The organism is Enterobacter sp. YSU, from assembly GCF_016082135.1.
Taxonomy (GTDB): Bacteria; Pseudomonadota; Gammaproteobacteria; order Enterobacterales; family Enterobacteriaceae; genus Enterobacter; species Enterobacter hormaechei_C.
Genome location: NZ_CP059487.1, coordinates 3,207,434 through 3,229,075, shown reverse-complemented (window position 1 = coordinate 3,229,075; position 21,642 = coordinate 3,207,434). Strand labels below are relative to the sequence as shown.

The following is a 21,642-nucleotide window of genomic DNA, read 5'->3' as shown; positions in this document are numbered from 1 at the left end:
TCAGTGCGTCGACGGTTTTATATGCTGCAACCAGCGTTTTTCAGCCTTACGGAACAGACTGATCAGGACGTAAGAAATGATCAAATAGAGCACTGCCGCAATGCCAAACGCCGTAAACGGCTGGTAGGTGGCAGAGTTAATATCGCGGGCAATCTTTAACAGATCCGGTACCGTGGCGGTAAACGCCAGTGCCGTCGAATGCAGCATTAAAATCACTTCGTTGCTGTAGGCCGGCAGCGCAATACGCAGCGCCGAAGGCAGAATAATACAGCGGTAGAGCTTCACGGACGAGAAGCCGTACGCGCGCGCCGCCTCGATCTCACCGTGCGGCACAGAACGGATGGCCCCGGCGAAGATCTCGGTGGTATAGGCGCAGGTATTGAGGGTCAGCGCCAACACCGTACAGTTCAGACCGCTGCGGAAGAACGCGTTCAGCATCTCGGTGCCTTTCACGATCTCCAGCGTGTACATCCCGGAATAGAACACCAGCAGCTGCACGTACAGCGGCGTACCGCGAAACACGTAGGTGAATAGCCAGATAGGGAACTGGATAAATTTATTGTTCGACACGCGGCCAATGGCAAGAAACACCGCCAGAATGCCGCCCATTACCACCGAGGAGATCAGCAGCCACAGCGTGATCGCCACGCCAGTAAAGCGGTAGCCATCCGTCCACAGCAGGGATTTCCAGTACTCCTGAATAATCTCAATCACAGGTCAGCCCTCTTCACACCCACGGAGTAGCGACGTTCGAGCAGAAGCAGCACACCATTGGAGACGGTCGTAAAGACCAGATAAATTACGCCGCAGACCACCGCAAAATAGAACGGTTCCCAGGTGCTTTTACCCGCCAGCTGCGTGGCCTTCACCACATCTTCCAGACCCAGCAGGGAGACCAGCGCCGTAGCCTTGAGAATAACCTGCCAGTTGTTACCGATGCCCGGCAGCGCGTAGCGCATCATGGCCGGGAACATGATCCGGCGAAACGTTTGTGAGGAGGTAAAACCGTAGGCGGTTGCCGCTTCAATATGCCCTTTCGGCACGGCCATGTAAGCGCCGCGGAAAGTCTCAGTGAAATAGGCACCGTAGATAAAACCAAGGGTAATAATACCGGCCACCATCGGGTCGATATCGATCTGCTCCATGCCGATGGCATCCGTCACGCCGTTAAGTGCGATTTGCAGGCCGTAAAAGATCAGCAGCATCAGCACCAGGTCAGGCACGCCGCGAATCAGCGTGGTATAGCCTTCAAATATCAGCGCCAGCGGTCTGTTGGCGGATAATTTTGCCCCCGCGCCCGCCAGGCCTATCAGCACCGCCAGCACCACGGAGCTGATAGCCAGCTCAAGGGTGACAAGCGCGCCCTGTAAAATAACGCCAGAAAATCCGTACAGCATACCGCGTGCCCTGTCGTCTCGTGAGTGGTGGAACCGTGTCTTTTCCCCTCCCGCAACGGGAGGGGCCGCACGTTATCAGACGGGGCGATTAGCCGCCGTAAACGTTAAAATCGAAGTACTTTTTAGCCAGCTTGTCATAGGTGCCGTCCGCGCGCATCTCGGCGAACGCTTTGTTCAGGGCTTCACGCAGTTCGTTGTCTTCTTTACGCAGGCCCATACCGGTACCGACGCCAAAGAGTTTTTCGTCCTTAATGGACGGACCGCCGAACTTGTAATCTTTACCCACAGGCTGTTTCAGGAAGCCTTCGCTTGCCGCCACTTCATCCTGGAATGCCGCGTCAATACGGCCTGCCGTGAGGTCTGCGTAGATGTTTTCCTGGCCCTGGTAAGAGACAATTTCAATCCCCTTTGGCGCCCAGTGCTCGTTGCCGTAGGTTTCCTGCGTCGTACCCTGCAACACGCCCACGCGTTTGCCTTTCAGAGATTCAAGGGTTGGCTGAATGTCAGAGGATTTCGCCACCACCAGACGTGAGTCCGCCGCATAGAGTTTGTCCGTGAAGGCAATCTCCTGCTGACGTTTTTCTGTGATGGACAGGGAGGACATGATCACGTCAATTTTCTTCGCTTTCAGGGACGGGATCAGCGCATCCAGCGGGTTTTCAACGTAGGTACATTGCACTTTAATGCGTTTGCACAGCTCGTTAGCCAGATCGATGTCAAAACCGACCAGTTCTCCCTTCGCATTCTTCGATTCGAAAGGTGCATAGGTTGGGTCAGTTCCAATACGAATTTTCTGCGGAATTGCTGCGAATGCCGCGGTGGCGCTGGAAAAAGCCAGTACCAGAGAAAGTGACAACACCAGTTTTTTCATATCTGTCCTCAACAAACTGTCTTAATACGAGATTTTTACGACGACGGGGTGTTGTTAATGTGCCATTAATCCCCTCATTCAGGCAAAGATTAATGCCTTTGAACGGGAATTTTTGCATTTTAAATGCTTAACTATGCACACAGCGATCCAGTATGGTGCATGTGTTGCACCATACTGGAACATAACCCCGTTAAGATGCACCACTTCAGTGCATCTTATTCAGGCATTAATCACCGTAGACGTTGAAATCGAAGTATTTCTTCGCCAGTTTGTCGTAGGTACCGTCTTTACGTAGCTCATTAAACGCTTTGTCGAAGGCGGCTTTCAGCTCGGTATCATCCTTACGCAGGCCAATACCGGTACCGTCGCCAAAGTATTTTTTGTCTTTTACCGACGGGCCAGCAAAGGCGTACTCTTTACCCGCAGGCTGTTTCAGGAAGCCTTCGCTCGCGGCGACTTCATCCTGAAACGCGGCATCCAGACGGCCTGCCGCCAGGTCAGAGTAGATTAGATCCTGGTTCTGGTAAGCCACAACATCGACGCCCTTCTCGCGCCAGTTAGCATTGGCGTAACCTTCCTGGGTCGAGCCCTGAAGCACGCCAACATGTTTGCCTTTCAGCGAGTCGATGGTCGGCTGGATTGGCGAGCCTTTCGCGGCAATCAGACGTGAGTCGGCAGCGTAGAGCTTCTCAGAGAAAGCGATCTCCTGCTGACGTTTTTCCGTGATGGAGAGAGAAGAGATAATGGCATCAATTTTCTTGGCTTTCAGCGACGGGATCAGCGCGTCAAAGTCACTGCCCACCCATGTGCATTTCACTTCCATGCGTTTGCACATCTCATTTCCCAGATCGATATCAAACCCCACGAAGTCGCCTTTCGCATCCTTGGAGGAGAATGGCGCGTAGGTTGCGTCTGTACCGATACGAACTGTCTGTGGAAGCGCTGCATAGCTACTTGCTGCTGCACTCAAGCCCACGAGCAAAGACAGAGCCAGAACCGTCTTCTTCATACATTTACCCTCAAGAACCGTGATTTTATTATGGTTTATGTTGTGTGTTGTGTTGCAGGCTGTTCTTGCAGGTCTTATGCCACATTGTCGTCGGGTTAAAACTTCGACGTTAAATATGTTAATAAAACGTTGCGATACTGCCTTAATGGTGAAAGATAGCAGGTCTGCCGAACGAACCGGAAAGAGAAAAAGGGAAAAAGCGAATTAAATGTCGAGGATATGATCGCGGTTGCAGTTTTGCCCTGAAACAGGGCAAATTGTCTTTTCATGCACCTTGTTTGTGCACAGCTTCACGCCCCCTGCCAGCGGGTAAAGAGATCTTCCGGCAGGTCGATATCGAACTGATCCAGTACGCGGTTAACGGTCTGGTTGATGACATCGTCCAGCGTTTGCGGACGATGATAGAACGCGGGGACCGGCGGCATAATCACGGCCCCCAGTTCGGCTGCCTGCGTCATTAAACGCAGATGTCCCAGGTGCAGCGGCGTTTCCCGCACGCAAAGCACCAGAGGACGACGCTCTTTCAGCACCACATCCGCTGCACGCGTCACCAGCGTGTCGGTATAGCTGTTTACAATGCCGGAAAGGGTTTTAATCGAACAGGGCAAAATAACCATGCCGGCCGTTTTAAACGAGCCCGAAGAGATGCTGGCGGCGATATCGCGGGCATCGTGGACAACGTCAGCCAGCGCCTGAACGTCGCGCAGGGAGAGATCGGTTTCAAGAGAGAGGGTCTGACGCGCCGCCTGGCTCATCACCAGATGGGTTTCTATGCCTGCAACGTCACGCAGCACCTGTAAAAGCCGGACGCCATAAATCGCGCCGCTGGCACCGCTGATCCCTACAATGAGTCGTTTCATGATTTTCGCCCTTGCTGATTTCAGGGCAGACTGTGCAGGATTTTACGGGGAGTTGCAAGTGAGGGCGAGCGCCCTCACCTGCATTCGCATCAACCTTCGTTGTGCATCTCTAAGCTTTCGAGATCGTTTTGCAGCTGGACGGCTTTCGCATCGTCGTTACGCAGCGAATCCAGATAGTCGAGATACTGCTGGTCAACGTCTTTCGTTACGTAGATCCCATTGAATACCGAGCATTCGAACTGCTGAATATCCGGGTTCTCGGCGCGCACCGCGTCGATCAGATCGTTCAGATCCTGGAAAATCAGGCCGTCGGCACCGATGATCTGCCGAATTTCGTCTACTTCACGACCGTGAGCAATCAGCTCGTTAGCGGTTGGCATATCAATGCCATACACGTTCGGGAAGCGAATTTCCGGCGCTGCGGAGGCGAGATACACTTTCTTCGCCCCGGCCTCACGCGCCATCTCGATGATCTGCTCAGACGTCGTGCCGCGCACAATGGAGTCGTCCACCAGCAGCACGTTCTTGTCGCGGAACTCGGCACGGTTAGCGTTCAGCTTACGACGTACGGACTTACGACGCAGCTGCTGGCCCGGCATGATAAAAGTGCGGCCCACGTAGCGGTTTTTCACGAAGCCCTGACGGTACGGCTTGTCCAGAATACGGGCAATTTCCAGCGCGATATCACAGGAGGTTTCAGGGATTGGGATCACGACATCAATGTCGAGATCGTCCCACTCGCGGGCAATCTTCTCGCCCAGCTTCGTCCCCATGTTGACGCGCGCGCTGTAAACGGAAATCTTGTCGATGAACGAGTCCGGACGCGCGAAGTAAACGTATTCGAACAGGCACGGGTTGCTCACCGGGTTGTCGGCGCACTGACGGGTAAACAGCTGACCCTTCTCAGTGATGTAGACCGCTTCGCCTGGCGCGACATCACGCAGGAATTCGAAGCCCAGAGTGTCCAGCGCCACGCTTTCGGAGGCAACCATGTACTCGGAACGGCCATCGCCGAGGTCACGTTTGCCGAGCACCAGCGGGCGAATGCCGTTTGGATCGCGGAAGGCCACCATGCCGTGACCGATGATCATCGCCACGCAAGCATACGCGCCACGGATCAGGCGGTTAGTCGCGGCAACGGCGGCAAAAATGTTGTCTGCTTCCAGCGGATAATGGCGGAAGTTATCCAGTTCGCTGGCAAAGATATTGAGCAGGATTTCAGAATCAGAGGTGGTGTTAATGTGGCGACGTTTCTCTTCGAACAGCTTTTTACGCAGCTCGTGGGCGTTGGTCAGATTGCCATTGTGGGCAAGCGTGATGCCATACGGGGAGTTAACGTAAAAAGGCTGAGCCTCAGAGGCGCTGGAACTGCCAGCAGTAGGATAACGAACGTGACCGATCCCCATATTACCTTGCAGACGCTGCATATGGCGGGCTTCAAACACATCGTTTACCAGGCCATTCGCCTTGCGTAAACGGAAGCAGTTGTTTGCATCAATGGTGATGATACCCGCAGCATCCTGCCCACGGTGCTGAAGCACCGTTAACGCGTCATAAATCGACTGGTTTACCGGCATGAAACCGGCGATACCGACAATACCGCACATTCGTCTTTTCCTCGTTAAGCCACATCTCAGGGTTTATGCCCTGGGCAAGAAACTCGACGAGCTTTGCAGATAGTCAAAGAACCATCTGATGATGAAGCTGAACTCCGGAATGAGCTGCGATTTTTGCCAGTCTTCACTTTTGGAGAACCCGGTAAAGGTATCCAGGAAGAACAGGATCGCGGCCACAATGAGCACGCCTCGCAACGCGCCGAAACAGATGCCGAGTACCCTGTCCGTTCCTGACAGACCGGTTTTCTCGACCAGCTGACCTATCACGTAATTGACGATAGCGCCGACAATCAGCGTCGCGATAAACAGCACCGCGATGGCGATTCCGTTTCGGACCAGTTCATCTTCAAAGCCCGTGAACCAGACAGACAGGTAAGTGTAGTAATGACTGGCAACAAAGAAAGCACAACCCCAGGTTACCAGCGATAACGCTTCACGAACAAAGCCACGGATCAGGCTAACCAGACAGGAAAAACCAATCACCGCAATGATGGCGTAATCAATCCAGACCATATGTGTCCCACGATTAAACGCCCTGTCATCCAGTTCGGGGCGAATTCTAACAGAAAAAGAAAACGTTTGCGTAGGGATTTCCTTCCCACGCGTAAATAAAAAAGGCGCTGAAAAAATGCTCAACGCCACCGCACCTTTGACGTTTCTGTGAACGTCTGCCTCCCCCTCACCCCGGCCCTCTCCCTCAAGGGAGAGGGTTAGGGTGAGGGGGTAATTTCTATCAGTTTGCGTTGTAGTTCATCACCACACCGCTCAGGCCGGAGATTTGCTTCAGCTCGCCAAGCGAACCTTTGAGCTTATCTTTAGACGCATCCGGCCCGACGAGGATACGGGTAATTTTACCCTGTACCGGCGTGGTGGGTGAAGTATAAACACGGTATCCCGCGCCGCGCAGTTTACTCACGATCTCATTGACCTTATCTGCATTTTTCAACGCACCGAGCTGAACGACATAGGCTTTACCCGTAGGGGCGGCCTCCTGCTGGGTCTGTTTGGCCGGTGGCGGCGTTTCCGTTGCCGCAGCCAGCTGCTCGTCGGCTTTGTCACGCTGCGGTTTAGGCTGCGTTTTCTCTACCGGCTTCGGTTTTTCAACCGGTTTGGGTTGCTCTACCGGTACAGGATCGATTTCAACGTTGTTATTCGCGGCCAGACGCGACGGATCAAGAGACGGCGCGGCTGCATCACCTGCGCGCACCTCTTCCGCTGCACCTTCTGGCGGCTGGGCAGGCAGCGCCTGCGTTGCCGCTGGCAGCATATCGGGCTCGTCGCGATCGCCCGGTTTGGGTACCAGCGGAATGGCCGCAAATTCATCCTGGTAATGCTTTTTTTGCCCGTCGAGCAGTCCCGGGAGAATAATCACCCCGAGCGCGACCAGCACAATGGTTCCTGTTAAACGGTTCTGAAACTTACTCGCCACCGGTTCTCCCCGCGTCCATCACTTCCATGACATGTGCCACCGTGTGGAATGACCCACACACCAGCACGGTATCTTCTGGTTTAGCCTCCGCCATCGCGGCACGCCAGGCCGAAACCACACTGCTGTAGATTTCGCCTTTGCCGAGATGTTCCATCAACTGCTCAGCAGTCGCGCCGCGCGACCCTTCCAGAGGAGCACAATACCAGCTATCGACCACACTCTCCATGCAGGCCAGCGTGCCGCCGATATCTTTATCATGAAGCATACCGATAACCGCCAGCACGCGCCCGGTTTTTGGTAACGATTTGAGACGTCCTGCGAGGTACGCCGCCGCATGCGGATTATGTGCAACATCCAGAATCAGACGCGGCGACTCACTCACAATCTGAAAACGTCCCGGTAACAGTGCGTTCTGAATGCCATCGCGGATCGCCTGCTCGCTTACCGCTAATCCGCTGGCGCGCAGGGCTGCCAGCGCAGTCGCCGCGTTAGGCTGTGGCACCTGCGGCAGCGGCAGATTCTCCAGCACGCCCTGCGCATCGCTGAAGCGCCAGCCTTTGTCCTGCACCTCATACTGCCAGTCCACGCCGCGACGCAGCAGACGAGCGCCCTTCTCTTTCGCTACCTCAGCAATGGTGTGCGGCATGTCCGGTTCGCCTACCACGGCAGGCTTATTGGCCCGGAAAATACCGGCCTTCTCACGGCCAATGCTCTCGCGGTCCGGGCCCAGCCAGTCGGTGTGATCCAGCGCGATGCTGGTGACGACGGCGACATCCGCATCCACCATATTGGTGGCATCCAGACGCCCGCCCAACCCCACTTCCAGGATCACCACGTCCAGCTGCGCCTGCTTAAACAGCCACAGCGCCGACAGGGTGCCGTATTCGAAATAGGTTAATGAGGTTTCGCCGCGCGCAGCTTCGATAGCGGCAAACGACGCCGTATGGGCGGATTCCGCCAGCTCGGTGTTTTGCACGCGCACGCGCTCGGTATAGCGCACCAGATGCGGCGAGCTGTAAACGCCAACCTTGTACCCCGCCGCCATCAGGACAGATTCCAGCGTGCGGCAGGTGGTGCCTTTACCGTTAGTGCCGGCCACGGTAAATACGAAAGGCGCGGGTTTCAACACGTCAAGACGCGCGGCAACCTGGCTTACGCGCTCAAGGCCCATGTCGATAGTTTTACTGTGCAGGTTTTCCAGATAAGAAAGCCACGCGGCCAGGGGCGACGTGGCTTGAGGAATGCTTTTATTTTCCATGATGCCCGGTTGTCATTAACGGTTTAGAAAGCAAAAGGGCAGCGCCATTCGGCCCTGCCCTTTTCAGTTATCAGGCCTCGGGTTCCTGATCCGGTACCACCACGCCTTCGCGCGGCTCGTCCGGGTTCGGCGCCGGCAGATTCATCAGCTTCGCCAGGACGCTTGCCAGTTTCAGGCGCATTTCCGGACGGCGGACGATCATGTCGATGGCGCCCTTCTCAATGAGGAACTCACTGCGCTGGAAGCCCGGCGGCAGTTTCTCACGTACGGTCTGCTCGATAACGCGAGGACCCGCAAAGCCGATCAGCGCTTTTGGCTCAGCGATGTTCAGGTCGCCCAGCATCGCGAAGCTTGCAGAAACGCCGCCCATGGTTGGATCGGTCAGTACCGAGATGTACGGCAGACCGCGCTCCTGCATTTTCGCCAGCGCCGCAGAGGTTTTCGCCATCTGCATCAGGGACATCAGCGCTTCCTGCATACGTGCGCCACCGGAGGCGGAGAAGCAGATCAGCGGGCAGTTGTCTTCCAGCGCCTGCTCAACGGCACGCACGAAGCGCGCGCCAACCACAGAGCCCATTGAGCCGCCCATAAAGGAGAACTCAAACGCGGCGGCAACCACCGGCATCTCGTGCAGGGTGCCTTTCATGACGATCAGCGCGTCTTTCTCGCCGGTCTCTTTCTGTGCAGAGGCCAGACGATCTTTGTATTTTTTGGAGTCGCGGAACTTAAGCACATCTTTTGGCTCCAGTTCGCTGCCCAGTTCTACCAGAGAACCTTCGTCCAGCAGGCTATGCAGGCGGTTGCGCGCCGACATACGCATATGGTGGTCACACTTCGGACACACCTCAAGATTGCGTTCCAGCTCTGCGCGATACAGAACCTGGCCGCAGCTATCACACTTCGTCCATACCCCTTCAGGAATGCTTGCTTTACGCGTTGGGGTAATGTTGCTTTTAATTCGTTCAATCCAGCTCATTGATAACCTTTCTGCCTGAACCTGGTCGTATGCCAGTTTTGCTGTAAGAGGCGAATAATGCCATTTTTGCCTCCAACAGACCATGAATGTTGCACATTAAAACATAACAGCCCGAAACTTTGGATAAAAAAGTGGTCGAACCGCCAGCGTGCATTTACTTCGCTTGCTTTGCCGCCGCGCGTTTGTGACGGATAATTTCGATTACGCCAGGCAGTACGGAAAGCACAATAATCGCTACAATCAGTAACTTAAGGTTTTCCTGAACCACCGGCAGATCGCCAAACAGGTAGCCTGCATAGGTGAACAGCAGCACCCACAGCAGCGCGCCCACCACGTTGTACATGGCAAAATGACGATAGGACATGTGACCCATTCCCGCCACAAACGGTGCAAATGTACGCACAATAGGCACAAAACGGGCAAGGATAATGGTCTTACCGCCATGGCGCTCATAGAACGCATGGGTCTTATCTAAATAACTGCGGCGGAAAATCTTCGAGTCCGGATTACTGAACAACCGCTCGCCAAACACCCGCCCGATGGTGTAGTTGACCGCATCACCAACAATCGCGGCGATGATCATCAGGACCACCATCAGATGGACATTCAGGTCATTCGTTGGCAGTGCGGATAACGCGCCCGCCACGAACAGCAGTGAATCTCCCGGCAGGAACGGCGTAACCACAAGGCCGGTTTCACAGAACAGAATGAGGAACAGAATGGCGTACACCCAGACGCCGTACTGCGCGACCAGCTCCGCCAGGTGAACATCAATATGCAGGATGAAATCAATCAGAAAACGTATTACGTCCATATTGTCTAAGCCCTAATTGCACCTTTGTTTAGTCCGCTAAAAACAGCGGGCCCATTGGCGGTTTTGGCAGGTCGAACCGGTCCGGATAATCCACCGAAACCAGATACAGCCCTTCCGCTTTCGCCGTTGCTGCCGCAAGCGTTCTGTCCTTCGCTGCCAGCAGTTCTGCAATCCAGCTCTCCGGCTGGTGTCCGGCGCCCACTTCCATCAGGCTGCCTACAATATTCCGCACCATATGATGTACAAAGGCATTGGCTTTGATATCCACCACCACATACGCGCCATAACGACTGACGTTAATGTGCATGACGTTACGCCACGGCGTACGGGACTGACACTGCACCGCACGAAACGACGTAAAATCATTCTCTCCAATCAGACACTGCGCCGCACGCTGCATACATTCTGCATCCAGCGGTTCATAAAAATGCGTCACGCCCTGGCTTAACACCGCCGGGCGCAGGCGCTGGTTATAGATGACATAACGGTAGCGCCGCGCCGTCGCGCTGAAACGCGCGTGAAAATCATCCGGCACAGCTTTCACCCAACGTACGGCAATGTCACCAGGCAAATTCGCATTTACACCCAGCGTCCAGGCCGCGTCTTTGCGCACGGCGGTGGTGTCAAAATGCACCACCTGCCCCGTGCCGTGAACGCCGGCATCGGTGCGGCCCGCACAGAAGACGCTTATCGGTTCGTTCGCCACCTGAGAGAGCGCTTTCTCCAGCTTCTCCTGGACGCTGCGCACCTCATTCTGCCGCTGCCAGCCATAGTATTTACTGCCATCGTATTCAATGCCGAGGGCAATTCTGTGGACCGGCTTTTGTTCCACATCTGACATCAGTACAGATACTCCTGCACCAGTTTTTCCGCGATTTTGACCGCCATCAGCGCGCCGCCAAAACGCACGTTGTCGGCAACGGACCAGAACTGCACCTGCTCCGGCATACCGTAATCGTTACGCACGCAGCCCACAGAGAGATGCGCGCTGCCGGTGGCGTCGCCCACCTGCGTCGGGAATTCGCTCTCTTCGGACAGGACAATGTCCTCACCGCGGCCAAACGCGTCGCGGGCTTCTTCAGCCGCCAGCGGACGCAGGGCTTCAAACCCGACCATCTGCGCGTGGCCGTAAAAGACCGGAGACTGCACGACATTCGCGGAGATCATCAGCCCGTCATCCTGCAAAATTTTGCGTGCTTCATCGACGATACGACGCTCTTCCCGCACCGAACCTTCACGATCCGGCAGCAGCGGCAGCATGTTGAACGCCAGCTGGCGGCCAAAGAAATCATCTTCGTCGATCGGGATACCGTTCAGCAGCTTCGCGCTCTGCCCTGCCAGTGCGTCTACGGCTTTTTTACCGTTAGCGGAGGCTGAAAGCAGGCTGGTCACGGAAATACGCGACAGGCCACCGTCGTCGATCAGCGGCTTCAGCGCGGTCAGCAGCTGGCTGGTGAGGCTGTTCGGTACTGCAATGATGTTGCGGTTGCGGTAGTCAGCCAGCACAAACGGGTTGACGTCCGGCACCACCAGCGGCACATCCGGCTCCAGGGAGAACAGGCCGCTCAGGTCGATCACCAGACAGCCTGAATTTGTCGCTTCTTCAATGTAAGACGCCGTGGCTTCCGCACCTGCGGCAAAAAACGCCAGCTGAGCCTGCGTCCAGTCAAACGCGGCGGCATCCTGCACCATCACGGATTTGCCGCCGAAACGCAGATGTTCTCCTGCGCTGTCGGTACGCGCCAGTGCGTAAATCTCACCCACCGGGAACTGACGCTCAGCAAGGGTTTCAAGCAGGGCTTCGCCCACGGCGCCAGTGGCACCCAAAATGGCAATGTTCCAGCCTTCAGACATGGTGGTTTACTCCAGAAATAAAAAGCGTCCCTGCCGGAGCATCCGACAGGGAGCATTAAGAAGACATTAACGTGCCGGGTGGTGAACGGCGTTAAATCCCAGTTTATGCAGCAGCCCCGCCGCTGACGCGTCATCGCACATGACATACAGGGAAGACCACTCGCGGCGCTCAAGGTAATTTTTGCGCAGCTTGTCAAACTCACCCGGAATACCCGCCACTTTACGCAGCAGCGCGTCATCGCGGCGCACATCATACACCAAATGCACCAGTCTTTTCAGCGTTGCCTCATCCAGCGGGCCATGAAGGGTAATGCGGCCGAATTCCGGGGCGGGCAGCAGCGTATCCAGCGCCACCTGCTGCGGATGGCCGATAAAGGCGCTGTAAGCCTCAAACACCTGGGTTGTGCCACGCGCTTTGCCTTCAAGGGTATAACCCGCAATATGCGCGGTACCCACGTCCACCTTATTCAGCAAGGCGACGTTGAGATCCGGCTCGGGTTCCCAGACGTCCAGCACGACGCTAAGCTCTTGTCCTTCGTCGAGACATGCCAGCAGCGCCGCGTTATCCACCACCGGTCCCCGGCAGGCATTTATCAGAATAGTGCCAGCCTTCAGACGGCGGATCAGCTTTTCGTCGGCCAGGTGCAGAGTCTTGTACGGCCCCTCTTTAAAGAGCGGCGTATGGAAGGTGATGACGTCGCACTCGTCGACCAGCTCATCCAGCGTGCGGAAGTCGCCTTCATCGCCGTTATCCTTACGCGGCGGATCGCACAGCAGGGTGCGGATACCCCAGGCTTCCAGACGCTTTTGCAGACGTCCGCCCACGTTGCCCACCCCCACAATCCCGACGGTGCGGTCTTTCAGCGCAAAACCATCGCGCTCGGCCAGCATCAATAGTGAGGAGAAAACATATTCCACGACGGCAATGGCGTTACAGCCTGGCGCCGCGGAAAAACCAATCCCCGCCTGCTTAAGCCACTGGTCATCCACATGATCGGTCCCGGCCGTTGCCGTCCCGACAAATTTAACCCCTTTGCCGGTGAGCAGTGCCTCATTTACTTTGGTCACCGAGCGCACCATCAGGGCGTCTGCATCGTCCAGTTCGCTGACCGGAATCGGGCGACCAGGGACAGCCTTAACCTCACCCAGGCGGCTGAACAGCTCACGGGCGTAAGGCATATTTTCATCAACGAGGATTTTCACGTCTGAGTACCTGTTTGAGAGGAAGTAAACCTGCCAAGTGTGCCATAATCTCGCCGCCGGGCATATATCTCCGCCCGGTTACGCAGAGTTTGACTTTAAGGATTTTTGACGATGCAGCCCATTTCAGGTACGCCTCCGCGCCCTCCGGGTGAAGGCCCCGTAACGCCCAACACGCCAGGCGAACAACCGCTCTCCACGCAGCAACGCACCGTACTGGAGCGTCTGATCACGCGTCTTATTGCGTTAACCTCACAGCAAAACGCAGAGGTATGGGCCGGCGTTAAGCACGATTTGGGCGTCAGAAACGATGCGCCGCTACAGTCGCGCCATTTCCCTGCCGCCGAACAAAACCTTAACCAGCGTCTTACCAGCGCACAGCAGCAACATACTACCCGCCAGATTATCTCGCAGCTGACCGAGCTATTGGGCCAGGGGAATAATCGCCAGGCGGTGAGTGATTTTATCCGTCAACAGTACGGTCATACCGCCCTGAGCCAGCTTTCTCCGGAACAGCTGAAAACCGTGTTGACCCTGCTGCAAAGCAATCAGCTTTCTATCCCGCAGCCGCAACAGCGCCCGTCTACAGAGCGGCCATTGCAGCCTGCGGAGCATAATACGCTCAAGCAGATGGTCACTAAGCTGGCTGCCGCTACCGGCGAACCCACAAAGCTTATCTGGCAATCCATGCTGGAACTTTCCGGTGTGAAAGCGGGCGAGATGATCCCGGCAAAACAGTTTACCCATCTGGTCACCTGGCTCCAGGCGCGTCAGACGCTCAGCACCCAGAGCGCCCCGACCCTGCACAGCGTACAGGCGGCGCTGAAACAACCGCTGGAACCGCACGAGTTCGATATGATTCGGGATTACGCTCAGCAGAGCTGGCAGGCTACGCCGCAAACGGTGCTGACCACCGCGCAGGTGCAGGATGTGCTCAATCAGATCTTCATTCGCCGCGCCGAGCGGGAAGGCGGCGTGCCGGAGGTAAGAAACATTCAGCCGATCTACAGCCCGCTGTTTGCCCCCGTAGTTGATACGTTCAAAACGCTTTCTTCCCGTCCGGGATTGATGTTTATCGCGTTGGTGATTGCGCTGGCGATTTTCTGGCTGGTTGCGTGAGGATTTGCCCGGTGGCGCTTCGCTTACCGGGCCTACAACGGCTCGAACAGTAGGCCGGGTAAGGCGAAGCCGCCACCCGGCAACATACTACCGCTTGCGAAACGCCACCAGCGTCACCACAATTCCCACCACCGCTGACACCGCACCGGCCAGGAAGACGGAAGGATAGCCAAACGACGTTGCAAGCAGCCCCGCCAGCGGCCCGGTGACCCCGTATGAGATATCCTGAAACGCCGCATAGCCGCCCAGCGCCGTGCCGCGCACGTGCGGAGCCACGCGCTTCACCACTTCAACGCCCAGCGCCGGGAAGATCAGCGAGCAGCCGCAGCCGGTTAACGCCGCACCCAGCAGCGCAACGGATGCAGAGGGCGCCTGCCAGAGCAGTACCAGACCCACGGTCTCAATGACAAGTGACGCCACGGCCACCTTCACGCCGCCAAAGCGATCCGGCATCCAGCCAAACAGCACGCGCATCAATACAAACGCGCCGCCAAAGGCCGTCAGCGTAAAGCCCGCCATCGCCCAGCCGCGGCTCATGAAATAGAGGGAGACAAAGGTACCAATAACCGCGAAGCCCACCCCCTGAAGCGCCAGCCCAAGCCCCGGCTGCCAGATTTGCCCCACCACGCTCCACAGCGAAGGACGCTCGCCTTTATGGGCGGGCACCTTACGCACCGAACCGTTAAACGCCCACGCCAGCAGCGGCAATACCATGGTGGTGCCTGCCAGCGCCGCAAAACCAAACTGGCTGTGGATCAGCAGCCCCAGCGGTGCGCCTGCCGCCAGCGCGCCGTAAATCGCCATCCCGTTCCAGGACATCACTTTTCCGGAACGCGCAGGCCCCACCAGCCCCATTCCCCAGGTAAGGGTGCCGGTCAGCAGCTGGCTTTCGCCAAAGCCGAGGATCAGACGCCCTGCCACCAGCAGCGCGAATTTATACGCTGCATCTATCGGCAACAGCGCCGCCAGCAGCCAGGCTCCCCCCGCCAGCCCGCAGGCAAACATGCCCTGCAACGCCGAGCGTTTTGCGCCGTGCTGATCCGCCAGGCGACCGGCGTAGCCCCGGGTTAATACCGTCGCTAAAAACTGAATGCCCACCGCAATACCGACCATGGTGTTGCCATAGCCCAGCTCCTGGTGAACGAACAAGGGGATCACCGGCAGCGGCAGGCCAACGGTCATATAGGTCAGAAACACCGCAAAGGCGATGCGGAAAAGGGAAAGGTTCCCGGAAGGAGCGCTCTTCTCAGGGGTAACAGCCTTCATGCATAACTCCGTGTTCAGGCATAAAAAAAGGGAGCCGCGCGGCTCCCTTCTACTATACCTTCAAACGCTTACGCTTTCAGCTTACGCATCACCAGCGTGGCGTTGGTGCCGCCGAAACCGAAGCTGTTGGACATAACGGTCGTCAGCGCACGTTCGGTGGTTTCGGTCACGATGTTCAGGCCAGCCGCCTGCTCGTCCATCTCTTCGATGTTGATGCTTGGCGCGATAAAGCCGTTTTCCAGCATCAGCAGAGAGTAGATCGCTTCCTGCACGCCCGCCGCTCCCAGAGAGTGACCGGTCATGGCTTTGGTTGCAGAGATAGCCGGGCTATTGTCGCCGAACACTTCACGGATCGCACCCAGCTCTTTCACGTCGCCTACCGGCGTTGAGGTGCCGTGGGAGTTCAGGTAGTCGATTGGAGTATCAACACCGTGCATCGCCATCTTCATGCAGCGCACCGCGCCTTCACCAGATGGAGCAACCATGTCAGCGCCGTCAGACGTTGCGCCGTAGCCCACGATCTCAGCATAGATGTGCGCGCCACGCGCCAGCGCGTGTTCCAGCTCTTCAACCACAACCATACCGCCGCCGCCAGCGATAACAAAACCGTCGCGGTGTGCGTCATAAGTACGGGACGCTTTGTCTGGCGTTTCGTTGTATTTGGTGGACAGTGCGCCCATCGCGTCGAACTCACAGGCCATTTCCCAGCCCAGCTCTTCGCCGCCGCCAGCAAATACGATGTCCTGTTTGCCCAGCTGGATCTGCTCAACCGCATTACCGATACAGTGTGCGGAGGTCGCACATGCAGAGCTGATGGAGTAGTTCACACCGTGGATTTTGAACGGCGTTGCCAGGCACGCGGAAACCGCTGACCCCATGGCTTTGGTCACAACATATGGACCGACCGCTTTCAGGCCGCGCGGGCTGCGCATGGCGTCAGCACCGAACACCTGAGCTTTAGAGGAACCGCCGGAGCCTGCAATCAGGCCCACGCGTGGGTTGTTCTGGTAAGCGTCTTCGCTCAGACCAGAATCCTTGATCGCTTCCTGCATGGAAAGATAGGCGTAGATAGAGGCATCGTTCATGAAACGAACCACTTTACGGTCAATTAAACCGGTGGTGTCCAGTTTAACGTTACCCCATACGTGGCTACGCATTCCAGAATCTTTAAACTCTTCAGAGAAAGTGATCCCGGAGCGTCCTTCACGCAGAGATGCCAGGACTTCCTGCTGGTTATTACCGATGCTGGAAACGATGCCCAGGCCAGTAATCACTGCACGTTTCATTCAATACCTCTGTAAGTCGCACTATAAAAAGTTTCGAGTCGCACAATAGCGTACACTTGTACGCCGAACAAGTCCGATCAGCCATTTTCTGTGGAAATTTGCACCGATGGGCTCACATCGCTAAGATCGTGCCACTGCCTGTCGGACGAGTAACTTACGTGAAACAAAACGCCATACAACCTGCCAACCTCGAATTCAACGCTGAGGGTACACCTGTTTCCCGAGATTTTGATGACGTCTACTTTTCTAATGATAACGGACTGGAAGAGACGCGCTATGTTTTCCTCGAAGGAAATCATCTCAGCACCCGCTTCCCTGAGCATCCGCGCAGCCTGTTTGTCGTAGCGGAGAGCGGTTTCGGCACCGGGCTGAATTTTCTGACCCTCTGGCAGGCGTTCGACCAGTTTCGCACTGCACACCCCAAGGCTACCTTACAAAGATTACATTTCATCAGTTTCGAAAAATTTCCGCTTACCGCGCACGATCTGCGGCTTGCCCATCAGCGCTGGCCGGAGCTTACCCACTGGGCGGAACAGCTTCAGGCCCAGTGGCCTCCGGCTATCGGTGGCTGTCATCGTCTGATTCTGGACGACGGACGCGTCACGCTCGACCTGTGGCTTGGCGACATTAACGACCTGACCGATAAGCTTGATGACTCAATGAATCAGAAGGTGGACGCCTGGTTCCTGGATGGTTTTGCGCCCGCCAAAAACCCGGACATGTGGAGCCCGCACCTGTTCAGTGCCATGGCACGTCTGGCGCGCCCGGGCGCGACGCTTGCTACCTTCACCTCGGCGGGATTTGTTCGCCGTGGGTTGCAGGAGGCGGGGTTTACCATGCGGAAAACCAAAGGCTTTGGCCGTAAACGCGACATGCTGGTCGGGGTGATGGAACAGGATCTGGCGATCCCGGCGCAGGCCCCCTGGTTTGCCCGTCGCGCCAGCACCTCGCGTGAGGTCGCCATTGTGGGCGGGGGTATCGCCAGCGCCCTGCTCTCGCTGGCGCTGCTGCACCGTGGCTGGCAGGTGACGCTCTACTGCGCTGACGAGGCGCCGGCGACGGGCGCATCAGGCAACCGTCAGGGCGCGCTTTATCCCTTATTAAGTTCACACGATCCGGCACTGTTCCAGTTCTTCCCGGCGGCGTTTACGTTTGCTCGCCGCCTTTACGATAGCCTGCCGGTTGCGTTCGACCACAACTGGTGCGGCGTGACGCAGCTCGGCTGGGACGAGAAGAGCCAGCAGAAAATCACACAAATGCTGTCGCTGGGTCTGCCGGAGGCCATCGCCCATGCAGTGACGGCACAGCAGGTTGCTGAGACCGCTGGAGTCGACACCGGCTGCGGGGGTATTCAGTATCCACTCGGCGGCTGGCTGTGTCCGGCTGAACTGACTTCTGCGGCGATAGCCCTCGGGCAGTCGCGTGGGTTGACAGTGCATTATGCCCATAAGGTTCAATCGCTAAGCCGCACTGCGCACTGGAAACTGCGTTTCGCTGACGGCAAAGAGGTCCAGCATGCCAGCGTTGTGCTGGCCAACGGACATCATATCAGCCAGTTTACCCAGACAGCATCATTGCCGGTTTATCCGGTCGGCGGCCAGGTGAGCCATATTCCTGCCGCCCCCCAACTGAGCAAACTGCGTCAGGTGCTGTGTTACGACGGCTACCTGACGCCGCAAAATCCGTCCAACGGCCATCACTGCATCGGTGCCAGCTACCATCGCGGTGAAACAGATATGCAGTACAGCGAAGCGGATCAGCAGCAAAACCGACAGCGCCTGCTCGACTGTTTCCCGGATGCGTCGTGGGCAAAAGAGGTGAATGTCAGTGAGGGTCAGGCGCGCTGCGGCGTACGCTGCGCGACCCGCGATCACCTGCCGATGGCGGGAAACGTGCCGGACTATGACGCCACGCTTGAAGTCTATCAGGATCTTGCTGACAACAAAGAAACGGCGGTAAGCGCGCCCGTTCATCCCGAGCTGTTTATGCTGGGTGGCTTAGGCTCGCGGGGATTATGCTCCGCGCCGCTGCTGGCTGAAGCGTTAGCCGCGCAAATGAGCAACGAGCCGGTTCCACTGGACAGGGTTACGCTCGCGGGGCTGAATCCAAACCGACTGTGGGTGCGGAAATTGCTGAAGGGGAAAATGGTCAAGTAGGGTGCGGTCTGGTGCCCTTACCCCGACCCTCTCCCTGTGGGAGAGGGCGGTGATACACTTACTTCGCTTTCGCCTGCTGGAACAAATTGTCCCACATGCCCAGCACTAAAGACTGGTCGCGCGGAGAGAGTTCCCCGGCCAGAATGGCTTTTTCCAGGCTGCGAGTGACTTCCGCGTGAACGGCGTCGGCAGAGTGATCGTCCCCGGCTTCCAGCGCGGCTACAGCCAGCGTCAGGTGGCCACGCAGATAACCGCTGGCGAACAGCTCATCATCACTGGCGTGTTCCACCATGTCATCAATTAACGCCAGAATGCGTGATTCAAATTCTGCGATCATCTTCTTTCCTCTGTTAAAGATCTTCCGGCCACGGGAAGCATTCCGCCGTGATCTCCGGCGTGTGGTAATAATTCTGTAAAGCCTCGATCAGGCGTGCCGGACGTGCCGGGATGCCTTTCTCAAGATATTCCATCACCTGCGCATGAACGCGGCGCTGGAAGACGATACGGTCTGGCTCGAAGTCGCCTTCGAGGTTGTCACAGCTTACGTTGAACGGGAAACCCGCCGCTACGCAGAACAGCCATTCCAGCGCCTGAGGTTTCACCTCCACATCTTCGAACTGCCCCTGGGTGGCGGCGTCGCGCCCGTCCGGGCAGTACCAGTAACCAAAGTCCACCAGCTCTCGACGCGCTTTCCCGGCGATACACCAGTGCGAAATTTCGTGCAAACCGCTGGCGTAAAAGCCGTGGGCAAAGATGATGCGGTTATACGGAACCTCGTCATCAGCAGGAAGATAGATCGGTTCGTCGTTGCCTTTAATCAGACGGGTATTAAAATCATCAGCAAAACAGCTATCGAAGATCTCAATCAGCTGTTCGTAGTTATGCGTACTGTTCATTAGTTCATCCCCAACCAGGTGAGGATCTCCTGTCCATGGCTGTCATAAAGAAGTTTGGCGCTCATCACCGCCGAGACGACAACAATCATCGGGCGGATCAGCTTTTGTCCTTTGCTTAATACCAGACGCGAGCCTGCGCGCGCGCCCAAAAACTGCCCTGCCATCATCACAAACCCGGTTGCCCAGATAACCTTGCCGCCAATGATAAACAGCAGCAGACCGCCAACGTTGGAGGTCGCGTTGAGGACTTTGGCGTGGGCGGTGGATTTGGCGAGGTTGAATCCGGCCAGCGTCACGAATGCCAGCGCATAAAACGAACCTGCCCCCGGGCCAAAGAAGCCATCGTAAAAACCGACGCAGCCACCGGCAATCAGCGCAAACGGCAGGCCGTGAAGACGACGCTGTCGATCTTCTTCCCCGAGCTTTGGCATCAGCAGGAAATAGAGGCCGATACAGATAACCAGCAGCGGCAGGATCTGGCGCAGAATGTCGGACTGTACGTGCTGGACCAGCAGCGCACCCGCCGTTGAGCCAATAAACGTCATCAGGATATTGAGCTTCTGATCGGCGAGATTCACCACTTTGCGCCGGATGAAATAGAGCGACGAGGAGAGCGAACCGCCGCATGCCTGGAGTTTGTTGGTGGCAAGCGCCTGGGCAGGGCTCATGCCTGCCGCCAGCAGCGCCGGAACGGTGAGCAACCCGCCGCCGCCCGCCAGGGCATCGATAAATCCGGCTAACATCGCAACAAAAAAGAGCACCGCCAGCAGCAGCGGTGACACCATGAACAGATCGACGAAATTATCCATTAAAGTACATGCTCATCCAGTAGCGCCTGGCAGGAAGGCGGCAACGGAGGCGGTGTCTTCTTCTCAGGCTTAGAGGTTCCAGGCTTGGCTGGTTCAAACCAGCTTTGCAGTTCGTAACCACAACCATCGCCAGGCGGTGGCAGCGGCTGATCTTCACATTCCAGGCTGTTCGCCGGACAGCGCAGGCGAACATGCATATGCGCCCGGTGCTGGAACCAAGGGCGCACTTTACGCAACCAGTCGCGATCCGTTCCCGCATCCAGGCAAAGCTGCTGCTTGATGGCCGGATTAACAAAGATCCGCGTGACGTCGTTATCCTCTGCCGCCAGCTTAATCATGCTGGAAATTTCCGGCGACCATCGCGAGGCGACGACCCGTTTACCGTCGGCCGAGACCAGATCCAGCGCCTGCGGTTTCAGCAGCTGCGCTGAGCTCCAGCGCGTTTTCGGCAATTGCAGGAAGATATCCACATCCAGTCCGGTCTGGTGGCTGGCGTGACCGCCGTTGAAGCGACCACCGGCAGGCATCCCCATATCGCCAATCAGCACCGTCCCCAGCCCCAGGTTATGCACCTGGTTGCCAAGACGCTGAATAAACAGCAGCAGGTCAGGATGGCCGAAATAACGGCGCTGATCGGTACGCATCACCTGATAAGTATCCGACTGCAACGGCAGCGCCTGCGCACCGACGATACACCCGTTGGAGAAAGCGCCAATGGACTGCGCACTCCCCGCTACCGGGTGGGTGATTTTCTGCCACGGCGTAGCGGCCAGGCTTGCTCCACTGGCCAGCAGCGCCAGCAGAGCGATTGCGGTTTTTTTCATAG

22 protein-coding genes are annotated in these 21,642 nt (G+C 56.8%); 2 read left to right on the top strand and 20 right to left on the bottom strand.

Annotated elements, in window-relative coordinates:
• The 14 genes from H2Z33_RS15650 to pdxB form a co-directional block, all read right to left on the bottom strand.
• Positions 1–714 (bottom strand): ABC transporter permease, encoded by a 714-nt coding sequence (locus tag H2Z33_RS15650; RefSeq protein ID WP_003861424.1) that lies wholly within the window; start codon positions 712–714, stop codon positions 1–3.
• The gene (locus H2Z33_RS15645) at positions 711–1,397 is read right to left on the bottom strand and encodes a histidine ABC transporter permease HisQ (RefSeq protein WP_015572256.1); all 687 of its coding nucleotides are present in this window, start codon (positions 1,395–1,397) and stop codon (positions 711–713) included. The genes H2Z33_RS15650 and H2Z33_RS15645 overlap by 4 nt, the downstream gene beginning before the upstream one ends.
• Before the next feature lie 88 nt (positions 1,398–1,485).
• Positions 1,486–2,268: a histidine ABC transporter substrate-binding protein HisJ gene (gene hisJ, locus H2Z33_RS15640; protein WP_023295090.1), complete on the bottom strand. Its 783-nt coding sequence runs from the start codon at positions 2,266–2,268 to the stop codon at positions 1,486–1,488.
• Between the two features lie 226 nt (positions 2,269–2,494).
• On the bottom strand, positions 2,495–3,277 hold the full coding sequence (argT, locus tag H2Z33_RS15635; protein ID WP_015572255.1) for a lysine/arginine/ornithine ABC transporter substrate-binding protein ArgT: 783 nt from the start codon (positions 3,275–3,277) through the stop codon (positions 2,495–2,497).
• A gap of 290 nt (positions 3,278–3,567) precedes the next feature.
• Entirely contained in the window at positions 3,568–4,137 is a 570-nt protein-coding gene (locus H2Z33_RS15630) for a UbiX family flavin prenyltransferase (protein WP_063134540.1), read from the bottom strand.
• 89 nt (positions 4,138–4,226) lie between these two features.
• Positions 4,227–5,744: an amidophosphoribosyltransferase gene (purF, locus tag H2Z33_RS15625; RefSeq protein WP_006811407.1), complete on the bottom strand. Its 1,518-nt coding sequence runs from the start codon at positions 5,742–5,744 to the stop codon at positions 4,227–4,229.
• 33 nt (positions 5,745–5,777) lie between these two features.
• Complete coding sequence (gene cvpA, locus H2Z33_RS15620; RefSeq protein WP_000262116.1) at positions 5,778–6,266, bottom strand: colicin V production protein; 489 nt, start codon at positions 6,264–6,266, stop codon at positions 5,778–5,780.
• A gap of 220 nt (positions 6,267–6,486) precedes the next feature.
• On the bottom strand, positions 6,487–7,182 hold the full coding sequence (gene dedD / locus H2Z33_RS15615) for a cell division protein DedD (protein WP_063134541.1): 696 nt from the start codon (positions 7,180–7,182) through the stop codon (positions 6,487–6,489).
• On the bottom strand, positions 7,172–8,440 hold the full coding sequence (folC, locus tag H2Z33_RS15610) for a bifunctional tetrahydrofolate synthase/dihydrofolate synthase (protein WP_063134542.1): 1,269 nt from the start codon (positions 8,438–8,440) through the stop codon (positions 7,172–7,174). Before folC ends, dedD begins: the two co-directional genes overlap by 11 nt.
• A 70-nt stretch (positions 8,441–8,510) precedes the next feature.
• Positions 8,511–9,416 carry an acetyl-CoA carboxylase, carboxyltransferase subunit beta gene (accD, locus tag H2Z33_RS15605; protein WP_014884667.1) on the bottom strand — a complete coding sequence of 302 codons (906 nt, stop codon included), beginning with the start codon at positions 9,414–9,416 and terminating at the stop codon, positions 8,511–8,513.
• 154 nt (positions 9,417–9,570) lie between these two features.
• Positions 9,571–10,230, bottom strand: a complete 660-nt coding sequence (locus H2Z33_RS15600; RefSeq protein ID WP_003861406.1) for a DedA family protein — start codon at positions 10,228–10,230, stop codon at positions 9,571–9,573.
• Positions 10,231–10,258: 28 nt separating this feature from the next.
• Positions 10,259–11,071, bottom strand: coding sequence for a tRNA pseudouridine(38-40) synthase TruA (gene truA / locus H2Z33_RS15595; RefSeq protein WP_063134543.1), 813 nt, complete (start codon positions 11,069–11,071; stop codon positions 10,259–10,261).
• Positions 11,071–12,084, bottom strand: coding sequence for an aspartate-semialdehyde dehydrogenase (locus H2Z33_RS15590; protein ID WP_015572252.1), 1,014 nt, complete (start codon positions 12,082–12,084; stop codon positions 11,071–11,073). Before H2Z33_RS15590 ends, truA begins: the two co-directional genes overlap by 1 nt.
• Positions 12,085–12,150: 66 nt before the next feature.
• A complete protein-coding gene (pdxB, locus tag H2Z33_RS15585; protein WP_017692991.1) occupies positions 12,151–13,287 on the bottom strand; it encodes a 4-phosphoerythronate dehydrogenase PdxB in 1,137 nt (378 codons plus the stop codon).
• 111 nt (positions 13,288–13,398) lie between these two features.
• Between pdxB and flk the strand changes: the two genes are divergently transcribed.
• Entirely contained in the window at positions 13,399–14,403 is a 1,005-nt protein-coding gene (gene flk / locus H2Z33_RS15580; protein WP_063134544.1) for a flagella biosynthesis regulator Flk, read from the top strand.
• 87 nt (positions 14,404–14,490) lie between these two features.
• Here the strand turns inward: flk and H2Z33_RS15575 are convergent, their stop codons facing one another.
• The gene (locus H2Z33_RS15575; RefSeq protein ID WP_063134545.1) at positions 14,491–15,669 is read right to left on the bottom strand and encodes an MFS transporter; all 1,179 of its coding nucleotides are present in this window, start codon (positions 15,667–15,669) and stop codon (positions 14,491–14,493) included.
• Positions 15,670–15,737: 68 nt separating this feature from the next.
• Positions 15,738–16,955, bottom strand: a complete 1,218-nt coding sequence (gene fabB / locus H2Z33_RS15570) for a beta-ketoacyl-ACP synthase I (protein ID WP_015572249.1) — start codon at positions 16,953–16,955, stop codon at positions 15,738–15,740.
• Positions 16,956–17,113: 158 nt separating this feature from the next.
• Between fabB and mnmC the strand changes: the two genes are divergently transcribed.
• Positions 17,114–19,111, top strand: coding sequence for a bifunctional tRNA (5-methylaminomethyl-2-thiouridine)(34)-methyltransferase MnmD/FAD-dependent 5-carboxymethylaminomethyl-2-thiouridine(34) oxidoreductase MnmC (gene mnmC / locus H2Z33_RS15565; RefSeq protein WP_063134546.1), 1,998 nt, complete (start codon positions 17,114–17,116; stop codon positions 19,109–19,111).
• Between the two features lie 58 nt (positions 19,112–19,169).
• On the opposite strand, the gene H2Z33_RS15560 is transcribed toward mnmC, so the two are convergent.
• Genes H2Z33_RS15560 through mepA form a run of 4 tightly spaced genes read right to left on the bottom strand, consistent with a single transcriptional unit; the run spans position 19,170 to position 21,640 of the window.
• Positions 19,170–19,448, bottom strand: a complete 279-nt coding sequence (locus tag H2Z33_RS15560) for a YfcL family protein (protein ID WP_017383451.1) — start codon at positions 19,446–19,448, stop codon at positions 19,170–19,172.
• A gap of 13 nt (positions 19,449–19,461) precedes the next feature.
• Positions 19,462–20,007: an elongation factor P hydroxylase gene (locus tag H2Z33_RS15555; RefSeq protein WP_017692987.1), complete on the bottom strand. Its 546-nt coding sequence runs from the start codon at positions 20,005–20,007 to the stop codon at positions 19,462–19,464.
• Positions 20,007–20,816, bottom strand: a complete 810-nt coding sequence (locus tag H2Z33_RS15550; protein WP_003861386.1) for a sulfite exporter TauE/SafE family protein — start codon at positions 20,814–20,816, stop codon at positions 20,007–20,009. The genes H2Z33_RS15555 and H2Z33_RS15550 overlap by 1 nt, the downstream gene beginning before the upstream one ends.
• On the bottom strand, positions 20,816–21,640 hold the full coding sequence (mepA, locus tag H2Z33_RS15545) for a penicillin-insensitive murein endopeptidase (RefSeq protein ID WP_015572248.1): 825 nt from the start codon (positions 21,638–21,640) through the stop codon (positions 20,816–20,818). Before mepA ends, H2Z33_RS15550 begins: the two co-directional genes overlap by 1 nt.
• Positions 21,641–21,642: the final 2 nt, after the last annotated feature.